The 14,062-nt window shown below is 54.7% G+C and carries 10 protein-coding genes; 5 read left to right on the top strand and 5 right to left on the bottom strand.

Annotation, left to right across the window (positions count from 1 at the left end):
- Positions 1–136 precede the first annotated feature (136 nt).
- From ACMAY6_RS14640 to ACMAY6_RS14625, 4 genes are read left to right on the top strand one after another with little or no spacing between them, the layout of a single operon-like run.
- On the top strand, positions 137–1,753 hold the full coding sequence (locus ACMAY6_RS14640) for a phytoene desaturase family protein (RefSeq protein ID WP_435213030.1): 1,617 nt from the start codon (positions 137–139) through the stop codon (positions 1,751–1,753).
- Positions 1,746–3,305 carry a phytoene desaturase family protein gene (locus ACMAY6_RS14635; RefSeq protein ID WP_435213029.1) on the top strand — a complete coding sequence of 520 codons (1,560 nt, stop codon included), beginning with the start codon at positions 1,746–1,748 and terminating at the stop codon, positions 3,303–3,305. The genes ACMAY6_RS14640 and ACMAY6_RS14635 overlap by 8 nt, the downstream gene beginning before the upstream one ends.
- Positions 3,302–4,486, top strand: a complete 1,185-nt coding sequence (locus ACMAY6_RS14630) for an aminomethyltransferase family protein (RefSeq protein ID WP_435213028.1) — start codon at positions 3,302–3,304, stop codon at positions 4,484–4,486. Before ACMAY6_RS14635 ends, ACMAY6_RS14630 begins: the two co-directional genes overlap by 4 nt.
- A gap of 38 nt (positions 4,487–4,524) precedes the next feature.
- The gene (locus ACMAY6_RS14625) at positions 4,525–5,781 is read left to right on the top strand and encodes an aromatic ring-hydroxylating oxygenase subunit alpha (RefSeq protein WP_435213026.1); all 1,257 of its coding nucleotides are present in this window, start codon (positions 4,525–4,527) and stop codon (positions 5,779–5,781) included.
- Positions 5,782–5,802: 21 nt separating this feature from the next.
- On the opposite strand, the gene ACMAY6_RS14620 is transcribed toward ACMAY6_RS14625, so the two are convergent.
- The 5 genes from ACMAY6_RS14620 to ACMAY6_RS14600 form a co-directional block, all read right to left on the bottom strand.
- Positions 5,803–6,687, bottom strand: a complete 885-nt coding sequence (locus ACMAY6_RS14620) for a hypothetical protein (protein ID WP_435213024.1) — start codon at positions 6,685–6,687, stop codon at positions 5,803–5,805.
- Positions 6,677–7,468 carry a phytanoyl-CoA dioxygenase family protein gene (locus ACMAY6_RS14615; RefSeq protein ID WP_435213022.1) on the bottom strand — a complete coding sequence of 264 codons (792 nt, stop codon included), beginning with the start codon at positions 7,466–7,468 and terminating at the stop codon, positions 6,677–6,679. Before ACMAY6_RS14615 ends, ACMAY6_RS14620 begins: the two co-directional genes overlap by 11 nt.
- A 182-nt stretch (positions 7,469–7,650) precedes the next feature.
- Entirely contained in the window at positions 7,651–8,940 is a 1,290-nt protein-coding gene (locus tag ACMAY6_RS14610) for an MFS transporter (RefSeq protein WP_435213021.1), read from the bottom strand.
- A gap of 50 nt (positions 8,941–8,990) precedes the next feature.
- Complete coding sequence (locus ACMAY6_RS14605; protein WP_435213019.1) at positions 8,991–10,148, bottom strand: aromatic ring-hydroxylating oxygenase subunit alpha; 1,158 nt, start codon at positions 10,146–10,148, stop codon at positions 8,991–8,993.
- Between the two features lie 43 nt (positions 10,149–10,191).
- Complete coding sequence (locus ACMAY6_RS14600; RefSeq protein WP_435213018.1) at positions 10,192–12,333, bottom strand: FAD-dependent oxidoreductase; 2,142 nt, start codon at positions 12,331–12,333, stop codon at positions 10,192–10,194.
- A 143-nt stretch (positions 12,334–12,476) separates the two neighbouring features.
- Between ACMAY6_RS14600 and ACMAY6_RS14595 the strand changes: the two genes are divergently transcribed.
- The gene (locus ACMAY6_RS14595) at positions 12,477–14,057 is read left to right on the top strand and encodes a BCCT family transporter (RefSeq protein WP_435213016.1); all 1,581 of its coding nucleotides are present in this window, start codon (positions 12,477–12,479) and stop codon (positions 14,055–14,057) included.
- Positions 14,058–14,062 lie beyond the last annotated feature (5 nt).

Here is a 14,062-nt window from a genome sequence, read left to right as displayed (position 1 = left end):
TCGCGTGGCCTAAATGCACTTCAACTCTAACAACATCACACTAAATCGCAATCTATAAATGAACGTTCATTCATACTAGACGGCCAAAGACGACCGTGGCAGACTCTGTACCAACATCTGTAGGACGGAGAATGCCTTGAACCAGTACGACGCAATTGTTATTGGTGCCGGCCATAATGGTCTGACCAATGGCGCCTACCTCGCGAAAGCAGGTCTCAAGGTTGCCGTATTAGAGCGCAATCCCTATATCGGTGGCGCCACAGTGAGTCGCGAGCTGCACAAGGGTTGGTATTACTCCAACTGTTCTTACGTTGCCAGCCTACTGCGGCCTGAGATTACCCGGGACTTAGAGTTGCCGCGCCACGGATTGCAGGTTGTTCCTTTTGGGGGCGGCGCCACCTTTATGCAAAACGGCGACCACCTGGGCAGCTACAGTGACCACGACCGCCACTATCGCGAGATCGCACGTCACTCAAAACGCGATGCCAACGCCTACGACCGGTACGTGGCCGATACCAGCCGCCAAACTAAACTCATCCGGCCCTATTTGTTAAAGACCGCTCCTGATCCCACCTCGCTCAAACTCCGTGATTTGCGCGATTTGATTGAGTTCGCCAAATCCTTTACCTCAATGGGCGAGGAGGGTTTGCTCGATACCATTAAGTTCTGGACGGCGAGTGTTGGCGATTATCTCAACGAATACTTCGAGACCGATGTTTTAAAAGCCCACCTCGCCGGTAGCGGCATTATTGGCACGGCGTTGGGTGTGTACTCGCCTGGCACAGCCTACGTGCTACTGCACCACTACATGGGCGATGTCGACGGTAATGTCGGAGCCTGGGGTTTTGCCCGAGGGGGCATGGGCGCAGTGGCCGATGCCTTGTCTAAGGCCTTTCTCTCTTACGGGGGCGAGATTATTTGTGACGCCAACGTCGATGAAATTATCGTGCGCGACGGCCAGGCCAAGGGCGTTGCTTTGAAGGATGGCACCGAGTATTACGCCGACATTGTGGTTTCCAACCTCGATCCCAAGCGCACCTTTCTCGATATTACCAACCCCAAAGATTTGCCCGAAGACGTTATTCAAAAGGCCCAAAATTTCAAGATTAGAGGCTCCTCGGGCAAGCTGAATATTGCCCTTGATGGCCTGCCTATTTTTGACGGTCTCGATCCCCGCAGCAAGCTTATGGCCGGAGATCTTCACTTTAGTGATTCCCTTGAGCGTCAAGAACGCGCCTATGACGATTGGAAAAACGGAACTTGGTCCAAGGATCCTTATTTGGACATGATGATTCCGTCGCTAACCGATCCCACGATGGCGCCACCCGGCAAACACATGATGTCGGTTTTTGTGCAGTATGCGCCACCCAAAGTCGAGGGACGTGATTGGACGGACGAAGATAAAGACGGCTTTGAAAAGTCAGTGATTGACCAAATTGCCAAGTACAGTCCCAATTTTAAAGATCTTATTCTTCACTGCGAGACCCGTACGCCACGAGAAATTGAAGCGGAAGTCGGTCTTACTGAAGGCAACATCTTCATGGGCGAGCTTACCTTCGATCAATTGCTGTTCAACCGGCCCTTCCCGGGGTATGCCCAATACCGCGGTCCTATTAAAGGTATGTACATGTGCAGTTCCGGAACTCACCCCGGGGGTGGCGTGATGGCCGCGCCCGGTGCCAATGCGGCTCGGGAAATCCTGATGGATCTCAAACGACCCAACACTGTGCCCGGAGGCTATGCTGATGACTGATTACGACGCGATCATCATAGGTGCCGGCCACAACGGATTGATCTGTGGATCTTATCTAGCCAAGGCGGGGCAGCGCGTCCTTATTTTGGATGCTAGGGATCAAGCCGGCGGCTGTGCCAGCACGCGGGAAGTGGCCCCGGGCTTTCGCATGTCCGACTGTGCGCAGTGGCTGTATCAGCTTGACGATGCCATTGTCCGAGATTTGGGGCTTGAGGCAGCAGGTTTAAAAGTGGGTGCGCGAAAACGCACCGTGGCACTGCAAGCCGATGGTGACCATTTGAGTATCGACGGTGATTTTTTGCGGGGTGCCGGTATTGGCACTAAAGATCAGGCGGCCTTTCAAACGTTTCGTCAGCAAATGGATGTTTTTGGCAAGCTGATGCTAAAGCTATATCGTGGCCGTGCCCCCAAATTGGTCGATGCAAACTGGCCCGACCGGCTGACGCTGATGAAGCTGGGCTTGGGCCTAAAGCTCATGGGCAAGACCAACATGCAGGACCTGATGCGCATTGTGTTGATCAATATCTACGATGTGATGAATGAGAATTTCGATCATGAAGGCCTGAAGGCGGCGCTGGCACTGGATGCGATTACCGGCACGAATATGGGACCGCGTTCACCCAATACTGTTTACACCTATTTGCACCGCGCGCTGGGTAATCAGCTGCAGTCCAAGGGGGTTGTACAGGTGATGGGTGGTATGGGCGCCCTTGGCGATGCGCTGCAAAAGGTCGCTGAGAAGCACGGCGCGGCGGTTCGCCTAGGCAGTGCCGTAGAGGCGATTGTCAAAGAAGACGATCGTGTTTGTGGTGTCACCTTGGCTGACGGTACAACCCTGCGTGCCAAGGCGGTGATTTCCAGCGCCGACCCAACCACAACGTTCCGGGATCTGCTGGGTTATCAGCACCTTGAAACGGGCACGGCCCGACGCGCAGCCCAATATAGAACGCGCAGCGGTACCGCCAAGTTGCACCTTGCGTTATCAGAGTTACCGGCATTTTCGGGGCTTGATACCGCCGCACTGTCTCAGCGACTGGTTATTGCACCGACCATGGATGCCATCGAAAGCGCCTTCAACCCTATGAAGTACGCCGAGTGCGGGCCCAAGCAGGTATTTGATATCAGTATTCCCAGTATCGAAGACCCCAGCCTTGCCCCGAGTGGACAGCATGTTCTGACGGCCTTGGTGCATTACTTACCCTATGCGCCCAAGGGCGGTTGGGAGGCGCAGCGCCAAGCGGTGCTCGATAACCTCATTGAGCAATTGGAAGCTTATGCCCCGGGTATTAAAGGTCAGATTGTTGCCTCGGAATTACTGGTCCCGTCCGATTTTGAAGCCGCTTATGGCATGACCGGAGGAAACTGGCATCACGGTGAGCTGTCGATTGATCAGGCGCTGATGATGCGACCATTCCCCGGCTCCACCCAGTACAAGACCACCATTGATGGTTTGTATTTATGCGGTGCTGGCGCCCATCCGGGGGGTAGCCTAATGGGCTTGCCGGGTCGCAATGCGGCTAAGGAAATGATTAAGCAAGGAGCCTTCGCATGATTACCTCAAGCCGGGACATTATGCTCCTGCCCACCCCGTTTCACTCGCGGGTTGAGGCGATGTGTGACATGAATGATTGGGGCAATTGGATGGGTTACACAACCCCCAATGCCTACTTCGATGTCGAGCTCGAATACTTTGCGATTCGCAGTACCACGGGTGTTTTTGATTTATCACCCATGAATAAATACCGAATTATTGGCCCCGACGCCGAGGCGTTCCTCAATCGCATGGTGACGCGCAACGTTAGTAAGCTGGGGATCAACCGTGTTGGCTACGCAGTGTGGTGCAATGATGCGGGGCAGGTCATGGACGATGGCACGATCTTTCGTTTGGGTGAGCAAGATTTCAGGCTGTGCTCATACCAGCGCGCCGACGACTGGCTCAATTGGTGCACTCTGGGCTTTGACGTCACGATTACCAATGAGAGCGAAGACCTCGCCGGGCTGGCGGTGCAAGGCCCAACGTCGTGCACGATTTTGACGCTGCTGGGTTGCACTGGATTGGATCAGCTTAAGCCTTTTGGTATTGCCCACTTTACCTTTGAAGGCGCCCCAATGATGGTGAGCCGTACGGGCTTCACGGGAGATTTGGGTTACGAAGTTTGGGTGGCGCCGGCTCAGGCTGAGGCCTTGTGGGATCAGTTATTTGAGCACGGTCGCGAATACCTCATCAAACCCATCGGCTCTTATGCTTTAGATATGGCCCGAATTGAAGCGGGATTTATTCAAGCCCACGTCGACTTTGTGCCCGCGGAAGAGGTCGTGCGCAATGGCCGTACGCGCAGCCCCTTTGAATTGGGTCTCGAGTGGCTGGTCGACTTTTCCAAGCCTCTGTTTAATGGCCGTTCAGCGCTACTTGCCGAAAAAGCCAAAGGCTCGCGCTATCGCTTTGCCATGCTCGACATCGAGGGTAATAAGCCAGCGGAACACTCCTTTATTATGAAGGGCGATAAAGTGGTGGGCACTGTCACCTCTGCTGCCTGGTGTCCTACGGTGAAATCTAATATTGCCTACGCTCAACTTGAGATGCCCCATGGTGCTGTTGGGGATGAGTTGACCGCCGAAATTTATTATCAGCGCGAGCTGCACTGGACGCGGATGCTTGCACCATGCCGCGTGATAGACGGCCCATTGTTCAATCCTAAGCGGCGGCGACAAACGCCGGCGCCTCCCTTCTAGGTTGCCACTCCTCAAGGAGTGAGCCCGGGGTAACTATTATGTCTGTGATTGCCACCCATGTTGATGACTCTACCGATCAGCTGCGTGAGAAGCTTGCTGCCGAACAGGAGCGACCCGATTACGCAATCGATCCTTATTTTTATCGCTCGCACCTTGTGCACGAGCTTGAACTTGAACACTTGGTCTTCAAAAGCTGGATTTATGCGCTGCATACCAGCGAAATACCGAACACAGGCGACTATCAGCTTCTCGAAGTGGGTGAAGATGCAATTATCGTGGTGCGAACAGCGGATGGCTCGATCAATGCGATGCACAATATTTGTCGGCACCGCGGTTCTCGAGTTTGTGAGGGGACCACAGGTAATAGAAAGACCTTTGTCTGCCCCTATCATGGCTGGGTCTATGACTTAGATGGCTCGCTCAAAGCCGCCCGCGAAACCCACATCATGCCGGATTTCGATAAGACTCAATTGGGTTTGAAGGCCGTTCGCTGTGTTGAATACATGGGTATGGTCTTTATAAATTGTGACCCTAATGCCGCTGACTTGGTGGCGTCCTTGGACAAAATGCGCATTCCATTAGGCGCCTATGATTTAGCTAACGCCAAGGTGGCTCATCGGCAGACTTATCGTATTCAGGCTAACTGGAAGCTCGCGCTGGAAAATTATCTAGAGTGTTATCACTGTGCAACCTCCCATAGGGCATACGCGCGGCTGCACACCTTGAAGGATCTCGAAGAGAAGTCGGCGCCAGTCGTGGCCAAGATGCTGGAAAATGCCGATGCCAAAACGGGAATTGCGGGTATCGCTCAAGCCCATACCCAGATTTACCTCGATGCCGATAACTTTGGCACCTGCGCGCATACCATGCGCTACGGTTTGTACGAGGGTTTTGTAACCGGTAGTCAGGATGGCCAGCCGGTAGCGCCTCTCATGGGGCACTTCAAAGATTACGACGGCGGTGCGGGTGACTTCCAGATGGGCCCCCTGAGTTTTATGTTGAACTATCCCGACCACTGCGTGCTGTACCGTTTTTTACCGCGCTCCCTTACCGAGACCGATATGGAGCTGGTTTGGTTTGTCCGTGGCGATGCGGTTGAGGGTAAAGACTACGATCTCGAGAAGCTGACTTGGCTGTGGCACCACACGACATTGGAAGACGACTACATCATTACGCGCAATAGTCTGGGCGTAAATTCACGATTCTTCGAGCCCGGCCCCTATCACACCGAGTTCGAAGAAGCGTTACAGCAGTTTATTCACTGGTATCTGCACACCCTCTCTGAGGCCGTTTAAAACTATTGGTGGTCAGCGTTGTTACTGGCGGTGCTGCCTTCCCCAAAGCTGCTGAATGCGTTGTCGCCAAGTCGATAGGTTGGCCTCAATCATGGCAAAGCCACCCAGCCAGAGCAGGCTGTCGTAGGTGTAGAGATATTTGCCATACCAACCCCAGGTTAGTGCACAGCTAACAATCAGACAGTAGCTGACGTGGGGGGTATGACGCACTAAAGTCGCGAGCCTGCCGGTATCAGTCTGCCGGCGTTTTAAAAAAGCTGAAGTCGCGAAGGCTGCACCTGCTGCAAGCCAGGATGCGCACTCAATGAGTGAGACCAGTGCCTGAATACGTGCAATCCGCCAACCCTGATCCGTCATGATGGTGGTAGCGTTAAATGACAGCGTCAATTCCCCCGACGCTAAGCGTTCGGTGCAGCTTTTCGGAGTTAACGTTGTGTAGACCTGATTGTGCAGCTCGTAAAGCGTAACGTTGGTTTGGCCACAAAATGCCTCGGCTAAGAGTAGTTTTGTGGGTTCAAGGACGTTGAGGAATTCGCCGGTGTAAACCACCAGGGTATGCACTAGCACTCCAAAGCAAGCCAAGCGCATCAGATTCAAGGGCCAACGCACGCGCCGGATCGCATAAATATTCTGCCAATACGTCTCAATCTCGAAGACCAGCAGTAAGCCAAACCAGGCCGCCACATCCAGAGAGTTGGCATAGGCTGAGGTAATGTCCCAGATCGATTCGTAACCCTGTCGCGTCAAGGTGCGTGAGTCCTCAAGCACATACAGGAGAAAATTTAGAAACAGCAGGCTATAAATGGGCCATTTTAGGTACTGCTGGTAGCGCGACTGCCAATTGACCGAGCCACCCGAGGGAGGGTGTGCAAAAGAGGGTGACTCCATCGAGGGGTTAGGACTCAAACCACTTGCCGTCTGGATCCTGTGGCCACACGCCAAGATTGGGTCCATGAACTTGGAAGCCCAGAAGCCTTCTGACGTTGTCGGGCTGTGAGGAAACGGTGTCGCTGTTAAGGGTCAGGTACTGATTTTCTTCCTGTCGCAGCCAGCCCAAGGCATAAGTATTGACCAGAGCTCTGCGCGGTTTATTACTGCGATTTGCACCGCCGCCATGCAGGGTTGATCCCAGATAAACAACGATTGACCCACGGGGCATTTCAGCGGGAAAGCTTGGCTGCTCAGCATCGTCAGGATGGGAGCCGTTGTAGTGTGACCCCGGAATAACCCGGGTTGCACCATTTTCTTCAGTGAAGTCATCAAGCGCCCAAAGCGCTGAAATTTGAACTTCAAACGGGAGATACTCTTTTGGGTAAATGGTGTCGTCGGCGTGAATAACCTGAGCATCTTCCCCGGGCAAAATCTCGATGGCCGTGGTGCTGCCAACACGGATCGTCTCGCAGCGAGGGCCTAAAACCCCGTTCGCCAGTGACAAAACATCGGGATGGGTAAACAGTGTCTGAAATTCATGGGAATGCGCAGCGATGCCACCAACGCGGCGGGTTCGGTACCCATTAAAGTCGTTTTGAAACCCCGCACCTACGCGTTCGTATTCAGGCTGAAGATCACGATTGAAGGTTTCAATACTGGCGGGGGTTGCCACCTTTTCGATAATAATAGCGCCGACCTCAAATAGGGCATCAAGCCACTTGTGTTGTTCCTGACCTGCTTGAAACCTTGGAATCATGGTGGCTCCTAACTGACTATTTGTGCCGTCAGTGCGATTAGATGGTGTTCGCAGTGGTTGCGCGATCTCACCATGGTAAACAGTGCGGTCTAAGGTCACAAGCAGGGCATCGACGGTCTTTTTGTACCGAGTTCATGGCGCTCGAGTACGACGGCTACGGCGATGCGGCAATAGTTTATGGCTTAAACAGCCTGTGGCTCAAAAGGACGATCGACCCGAACAAACAGCCAAAGTAGTGCACCCGCAAATGCCACAACGGTGCCTGTTGAAAGTGCAACGACCCACCCTACGTGCTGCGCTAGAAAAGGCATGAGGGGCGCCACGACAATACCCGCCGCATTACCTCCAGTATTCATCAACCCGCAAGCGGGTGCAGTGTACGGGCCTGCAACGAAGGTTTGGGCCGACCAAAAGGCGCCCTCGGCAAACTGAGTGGAGGCAAAGCATAGCGACAGAAGTGCGACCGCCATGTAAGGCGAGGTGGAGTAAAGGCCGGCGTATAGCAAACAGCCTGCGCCCGTCAGGCCTACCATGGCAGGAATACGACAACCCAAGCGAGGTCCTATTCGTCGACACAAAGCGTCGCAAGTAAGGCCTCCCAGTGTGGCTACAAAGGCTCCCGTGACCCAAGGTAAGGCCGCGAGAAATCCGGTCTCGAGAATACTGAACCCCAGTTCTTTAACCAGGTAGTGAAAAAACCAGGTGAAGAACAGGTAGAACACGTAGTTAAGGGAAAAGTAGGACATGGCGAGAAGCAGTGTTTCGCGATTGCGAATCAGCTGCTTCCAGGCACTAAATCCGACCTCTTGAGTCAAATCATCGCGGTTGGCCTGAATGGCCTTCAGTTCATCCTCACCCATTGCTGGATGCTCAACCGGATTGTCACGGGCGTACCACCACCACAAACCAAAGAGCCCTAAACCTAGGGGGATGAAGACATAGAACGAGGCGCGCCAGCCCCAGTACACCATCACAAGGGCGACCAGGGGCTGTGCCGCCGCGGCACCCAGAGTGAGTCCAGTGCTCGAAACAGCGTTGGGAAGCGCCCACTGACCCACGGGAAACCAGCGCTCTACGACGGCTGCTTGAACCGGGTACATGGGGGCATGAGCTATCCCCATCACAAATCGCACCAAGAGCAGCACCGCGATAACTCCGGTTGTCGATTGAAAAAGGAGCCCCGGTAAAAGTCCGGTCAGTCCTGAGGCCAAAATACCCAGCAGGCCCACGACCAGTAATGTGCGCCGAGGACCAAATCGATTGCCTGCAATGCCTCCGGGCAACTGGAACAGCGCATAGCCCCAGATAAAGCTCGCATAAATCCAACCCATTTCCAGCTCACTCAGCCGCAACTCGGGCATCATGAGTTCGCCAGCGACATGAATATTTTGTCGCATGAGGTAGGACAGAAAGCTGAGTAAAAATAAGACGCCAAACAAACGCCAGCGCACGGGAATTTGATGCCGATTCATAGTGGGGCGTTCCAGATCATAGCGGGGCGCCCGGAAACTTTGGCGGGACCTTATTCATTTAAGTTGGTATCCGTTGTTTGCGATGGTGCAGCAGGAGCAGCGCCCATGTCATCGAGGCGACCGGTGACATAGCGGCGAATGTCCAAGCTGTAGTCTTCCATTGGCGCGTAATAGCCGTGCTCAAAAACCGCGTTTTGCATGCCTCGCTGCACGCTTTCACAAATCTCCCAATCCTGTTTATTAACAAGGTCCCAAAACTCAACGGTATCCATGGGGTCAAAATCGGACTTCTCGAGTTCGTCGGGATGAAACAGAAAGTCGCAGCGTATTTGCGTGACGCTGGCAGATTCTGGCCACACGGTAAAAGCCGCCACATGGTCCATGGCCAAACTCAGCATGAGGTTGGGGTAAAACAGCTCGCCTTTGTGATGGGTCTTTTCGGTGTCGCTGAGACCGGGGAAGGGCGCTCGAGAGGTGGTGCCGTTGGCGGTGAAGGTGTGAGCACCCTCCCGGTGAGGCACGCCCGCGTCCCAGTCTAGGTCGTGGCCACCTCCTTGGCGGAAGGCGGGGACAATTTTGCAAAGCTCAGGATGGACAGGCCCGCAGTGATAACACTCGTTGTAGTTCTCAAGTATGACTTTCCAGTTGGCGTCAACGCGATATTCGAGGCTGTGTCCGAGACGGAGGTCTGCGAGTGGATAGTTTTTGAGGCGCTGGGCAGCGGCCCCCAGGGCCTCAGTGAGAGATTCTCCGCGGCGATCATTGAGGCGAATGAAGATAAAGCCACCCCAGTCGGCGACGGATACAGGGTGTAATGCCGAGGTCCCAGGCTCAATGGCTAGATGAGGCGTACCTCGCAGGGTGCCATCGAGTCGATAGCTCCAGGCGTGGTAGGGGCAGGTTATGCGGCGATCAAAGTGGCCCCTCCGCATTTCTGTGTCGGGCATGGGGACTAATTCTGCACCGCGGTGGCGACATACGTTGTAGAAGGCCCGTAACTCAAAGGCTTCGCCGCGCAAGACAATAATAGACTGTTCGCCAAATCGCAGGGCTTGATAATCACCGGGTTGGGAAAGTGCCTCCGCTCTGCCAATGCAAACCCAATCACTATGGAAAATGGCGGCAAACTCGCGTTGATACAGCGTGTCGTCGAGATAGTATTCCCGAGGCAATGTCTTCTCTAATGTATCAAGCGTTACGCCGGCCATGTATCGCCCTTTGCGTTATTAAGTATTTTTGAGGGCATGGGTATCAGCCTTCAACAAAAACAGGTTGTGGCTCCAGCAAGTTAATAGGTTCATCTCTGAAATACGCGCTGTCGCCATCAATGAGCGATCGCGCGAAGCCGTGACCACTGTGAACTGCATGGGCGATAGCACCCGGAGCGAGGGCATCGCCAACCAAAGTGATGGGGGTGTCAATCAATGGGCTGTCGGTATTTTCTTGGGCGGTTTGTAAAGCCTGATAGAGATCGAGATTGGGTTGGCGAAGCCCCACGACGACAACGGCATCGATTTCGCGTTCAAGGGGCTGCTGGTTGAACAAATTACTGAGCCCTGCAAGTTGCCCATTAAAGTGATCGAGGTTGGTGGTCGTGAGTATCTCTACGCCCTGCTCGCCCAGTGCTTTGTACACATAGGGCAGTTCGTTGGTCATGAACGTCCATGCCGAGGCATGACCCGCTGGCGTTGCATAAACGACCTGTGCGCCCTGACGACCAAGGTGTTCCGCAATGACACCCCCGAGGTAGTAATTGTCGTAGTCGAAGACAAGAATTCGATCCCCGGCCACCCGACCGGCGAAAACATCTTCCGGGGTGAACACCTGAGGTCCCATTAGCGGCTCTGAGGGTATTTCCAGAGGAGAGTATAAATGCGTGGTCCATTGTGCACCGGTGGCGACAGCAATGTGCCGGGCCTCCAGACTGCTAATCTCGTCAACGCCCATGGGACTGTCGGTATACATCGCGACATTCCCCAGCTGTGACAGGGCCCAAACCCGATAGTCGCGAACCCGCCGCCATTCTCTTAGCCCCGGTAGCTGGCTTTCTTGAAGGACTCGGCCACCCCAATCGCTGCTTTGCTCGGCAAGGGTCACTTCGTACCCCTGGCGCGCCGCTACGAGGGCCGCCTCGAGTCCCGCTGGGCCGCCGCCAACCACCAGAACACTTTCGGGTTTTTTGACGCGCTGAAATTGTTCGGGATGCCAGTTTCGCCGCCACTCTTCCCCGGCGGTCGCATTCTGTGTGCAGCGTACCGGTACGCCGTCATGCCAGCTGGCAATACACATATTGCAGCCAATACATTCGCGGATAGCATCGGTGTCACCCCGGCGTATTTTTTCGGGTAGGAAGGGGTCGGCAATGCTGGCCCGGGCACCTCCAATAAGATCGAGAACGCCACGCTTGATCTGCGACACCATGGTGTCGGGGGAGGTAAAACGGCCCACTCCGACAACCGGGCGATCGGTAACGGTCCGGACAAAGTCGATGATAGGTTCGTGGGCGCCCTCGGGGCGAAATCGTGACGCTCCGCAGTCGTTGGGGCTGGAGTCCATTTTGACGTCCCATAAATCGGGGACATCGGAGAGTAGGCTCACCACGCCGTGAGCCTCACTTGCGTAATGGTCGCTGGGCTTGGCGCGTAATTCCTCCAAACTTATTCGCAGAGCGACGGCGGCGCGGCCACCGGCTTCATCACGTGTCACCTCGAGCATTTCGCGGACAAAACGGGTTCTGTTTTCTAGGCTGCCGCCGTAGCCGTCAGTGCGCCAGTTGTATTCTGGGAGTAAAAATTCATAGCCGAGATAGCCCATTCCCGCATACACGTAAATGATGTCAAAGCCCGCATCGAGTGCCCGTCGGGTGGCAGCCCGTTGCCAGTTGAGTACGGCCTCAATATCACTACCGTCCATAGGTTTGGGTCGCTGTTGTCCCATAAACCCAATGTGTGTGGCGGCCCATGGAACACCCGAGGGAGACAGGGGTGGCAGTCGCGAGGTTCGATTCATGACCACCGCACCGCCGTGCCAAAGCTCAACGGCGGCCAGACTTCCGTGCTTGTGCACTGCCTCAGTGGTTAAGGCATGGGACGCAATATCAGCGTCGTTCCAAAGCCTAGCGAAAGGTAAGGGTGAGTCATCAGAGCTGGGGTGAATCGACACGGCGCCGGTACTGACAACGCCCCAGCCCCCCTCAGCTTTCGTACCTCGGAAAGCCGCTCGGACCCTGGGGTTAGCCTCGGTCATGCCGCTGGCGTGGGGTACCTGATAAAAGCGGTTGGGTGCGACGACGGGCCCGATCTTTATAGGGTCAAACAAAATACGGTGATGGGGGTGGCAGTCATCCAGATTGGAGCTCTCTGGCACCGCATTTCCAGGTTTTTCTCGCGGCATCTTTCCCCCTCGATGCGTCGTTTTTTAAAGCGCTTAACGGAACAATGCGTCCTGAAGGAGTAGATTGCAATGGTTTCTGGAGGTGTCCTTGCCGGACCTGATCAACTGCGCTGAAGTGTCGGCAGTCGTCAAACGACGCAGAGGTGTTAAGCTCAACTTTTGGCAGCTACAACACTATAAAAAAAGACGCTATGGCTATGACTCCTCGGGTTGATCGGTTCAATTTTTCACTCACCATTGCAGTGCTATTGGGGATCTCCCTGCCGCTGCTATTTTTCCCCGATGCCAGTGCCCAACTGCTGAAAACGGCCTATGCTTGGATTGGCCAAACCTTTGGTTGGTTTTACATTCTTACGGGTGCTACCGCCCTTGGGGTATCGCTGTACCTCGCCTTCGGCCCACATTCAGCCATTCGTTTGGGCGAGGGGCCACCGGAATTTAGCTTTCCCAGCTGGGCCTCCATGCTCTTTGCCGCTGGGATCGGCGCAGGGCTCATGTACTGGAGTGGTATTGAGTGGGCCCACTATGCGGCAGCACCCCCTTTTGGTGCCGAACCCAAGTCGCCTGAGGCCTATCAATGGGCCGCGTCCTACGGCATGCATCACTGGGGTATTGTCGCGTGGGCACTTTATTGCCTGCCAACTCTCGCCATTGCCTACCCCTTCTATGTCAGGCGGGTTCCGTATCTCAAGTACAGCACCGCCGCCGATTACTGGCTAAAAGGCCGGCAAAACAGCTGGGCGGCGAAACTTATGGACGGCATGTTTATGGTGGCGTTAATTGGTGGAGCGGGCAGTTCTCTGGGCTTTTCCACGCCGCTCATTGCGGCATTGATCTCCAGACTCACCGGCATACCCGAGAGCTTCGGTCTGGAAATGGCCGTAGTAATTCTCTGCGTCGCTATATTTTCGACCAGTGTTGCGATGGGGCTGGGACGGGGTATTCGCAGGCTTAGTGACCTCAATATGATTGTGGCGCTGGTGCTGTTGGTGGCGATCTTGTTTGCAGGAGACACTTTGTTCTTATTGCGCATGGCGATTAATTCTGTGGGCCATATGCTGCAAAACACCATTGCCATGACGTTTTGGACGGACCCGATTGGTCGCTCAGGGTTTGTCGAGGACTGGACTATTTTTTACTGGGCTTGGTGGGTGTCTTACGGTCCTTTTGTGGGTTTGTTCGTTAGTCGCATATCCCGGGGCCGAACGATTCGTGAGGTGGTTCTCGGCATGTTGATCCTCGGTTCCTTAGGGTGCTGGTTATTTTATATGTTGCTGGGCAACCATAGTCTTGGTTTACAGGTGCAGGGCAAGCTCGATGTCATGGCCGTTATGGAAAGCTCAGGGGGCAATGCTGCGATCATCGCGGGGCTCGATACCCTGCCGCTCGCAGGGCTCATCATTGGGCTGTTGTGTTTTGTGTCGGTAATCTTCTGTGCGACCACCTACGACAGTGCCTCTTACACTCTGGCTACGAGCGCCACTGAGCAACTCCATCCCTCTGAGGATCCGCCGCGCTGGCATCGCTTGTTCTGGGCGATTGCCGTTGCCATATTACCCATAGCGCTGATGTATGCCGGGGGTATTCGCGAAGCGCAAACGGCGGTCTTGGTGGTGTCGCTTCCCCTCGTATTGACGCTGTGGCCAGCGGGGTATGGTTTGCTGAAATCTTTGCAGGTCGACCGCCAGAGTAAAGAGGCTGCCGAAAGTCAGGCAGAGGCTTAAGGCGG

The organism is Luminiphilus sp. nBUS_16 (genome assembly GCF_051201645.1).
Taxonomy (GTDB): Bacteria; Pseudomonadota; Gammaproteobacteria; order Pseudomonadales; family Halieaceae; genus Luminiphilus.
The sequence above is the reverse complement of the archived record's forward strand: the minus strand, read 5'-3'. Positions and strand labels throughout refer to the sequence as shown.

Excerpts from the sequence above, each read along its gene's own strand:
- ACMAY6_RS14635 (WP_435213029.1), top strand. The coding sequence starts at position 1,746 with ATGACTGATTACGACGCGATCATCATAGGTGCCGGCCACAACGGATTG.
- ACMAY6_RS14630 (WP_435213028.1), top strand. The coding sequence starts at position 3,302 with ATGATTACCTCAAGCCGGGACATTATGCTCCTGCCCACCCCGTTTCAC.
- ACMAY6_RS14625 (WP_435213026.1), top strand. The coding sequence starts at position 4,525 with ATGTCTGTGATTGCCACCCATGTTGATGACTCTACCGATCAGCTGCGT.
- ACMAY6_RS14615 (WP_435213022.1), bottom strand. The coding sequence starts at position 7,468 with ATGATTCCAAGGTTTCAAGCAGGTCAGGAACAACACAAGTGGCTTGAT.
- ACMAY6_RS14610 (WP_435213021.1), bottom strand. The coding sequence starts at position 8,940 with ATGAATCGGCATCAAATTCCCGTGCGCTGGCGTTTGTTTGGCGTCTTA.
- ACMAY6_RS14605 (WP_435213019.1), bottom strand. The coding sequence starts at position 10,148 with ATGGCCGGCGTAACGCTTGATACATTAGAGAAGACATTGCCTCGGGAA.
- ACMAY6_RS14600 (WP_435213018.1), bottom strand. The coding sequence starts at position 12,333 with ATGCCGCGAGAAAAACCTGGAAATGCGGTGCCAGAGAGCTCCAATCTG.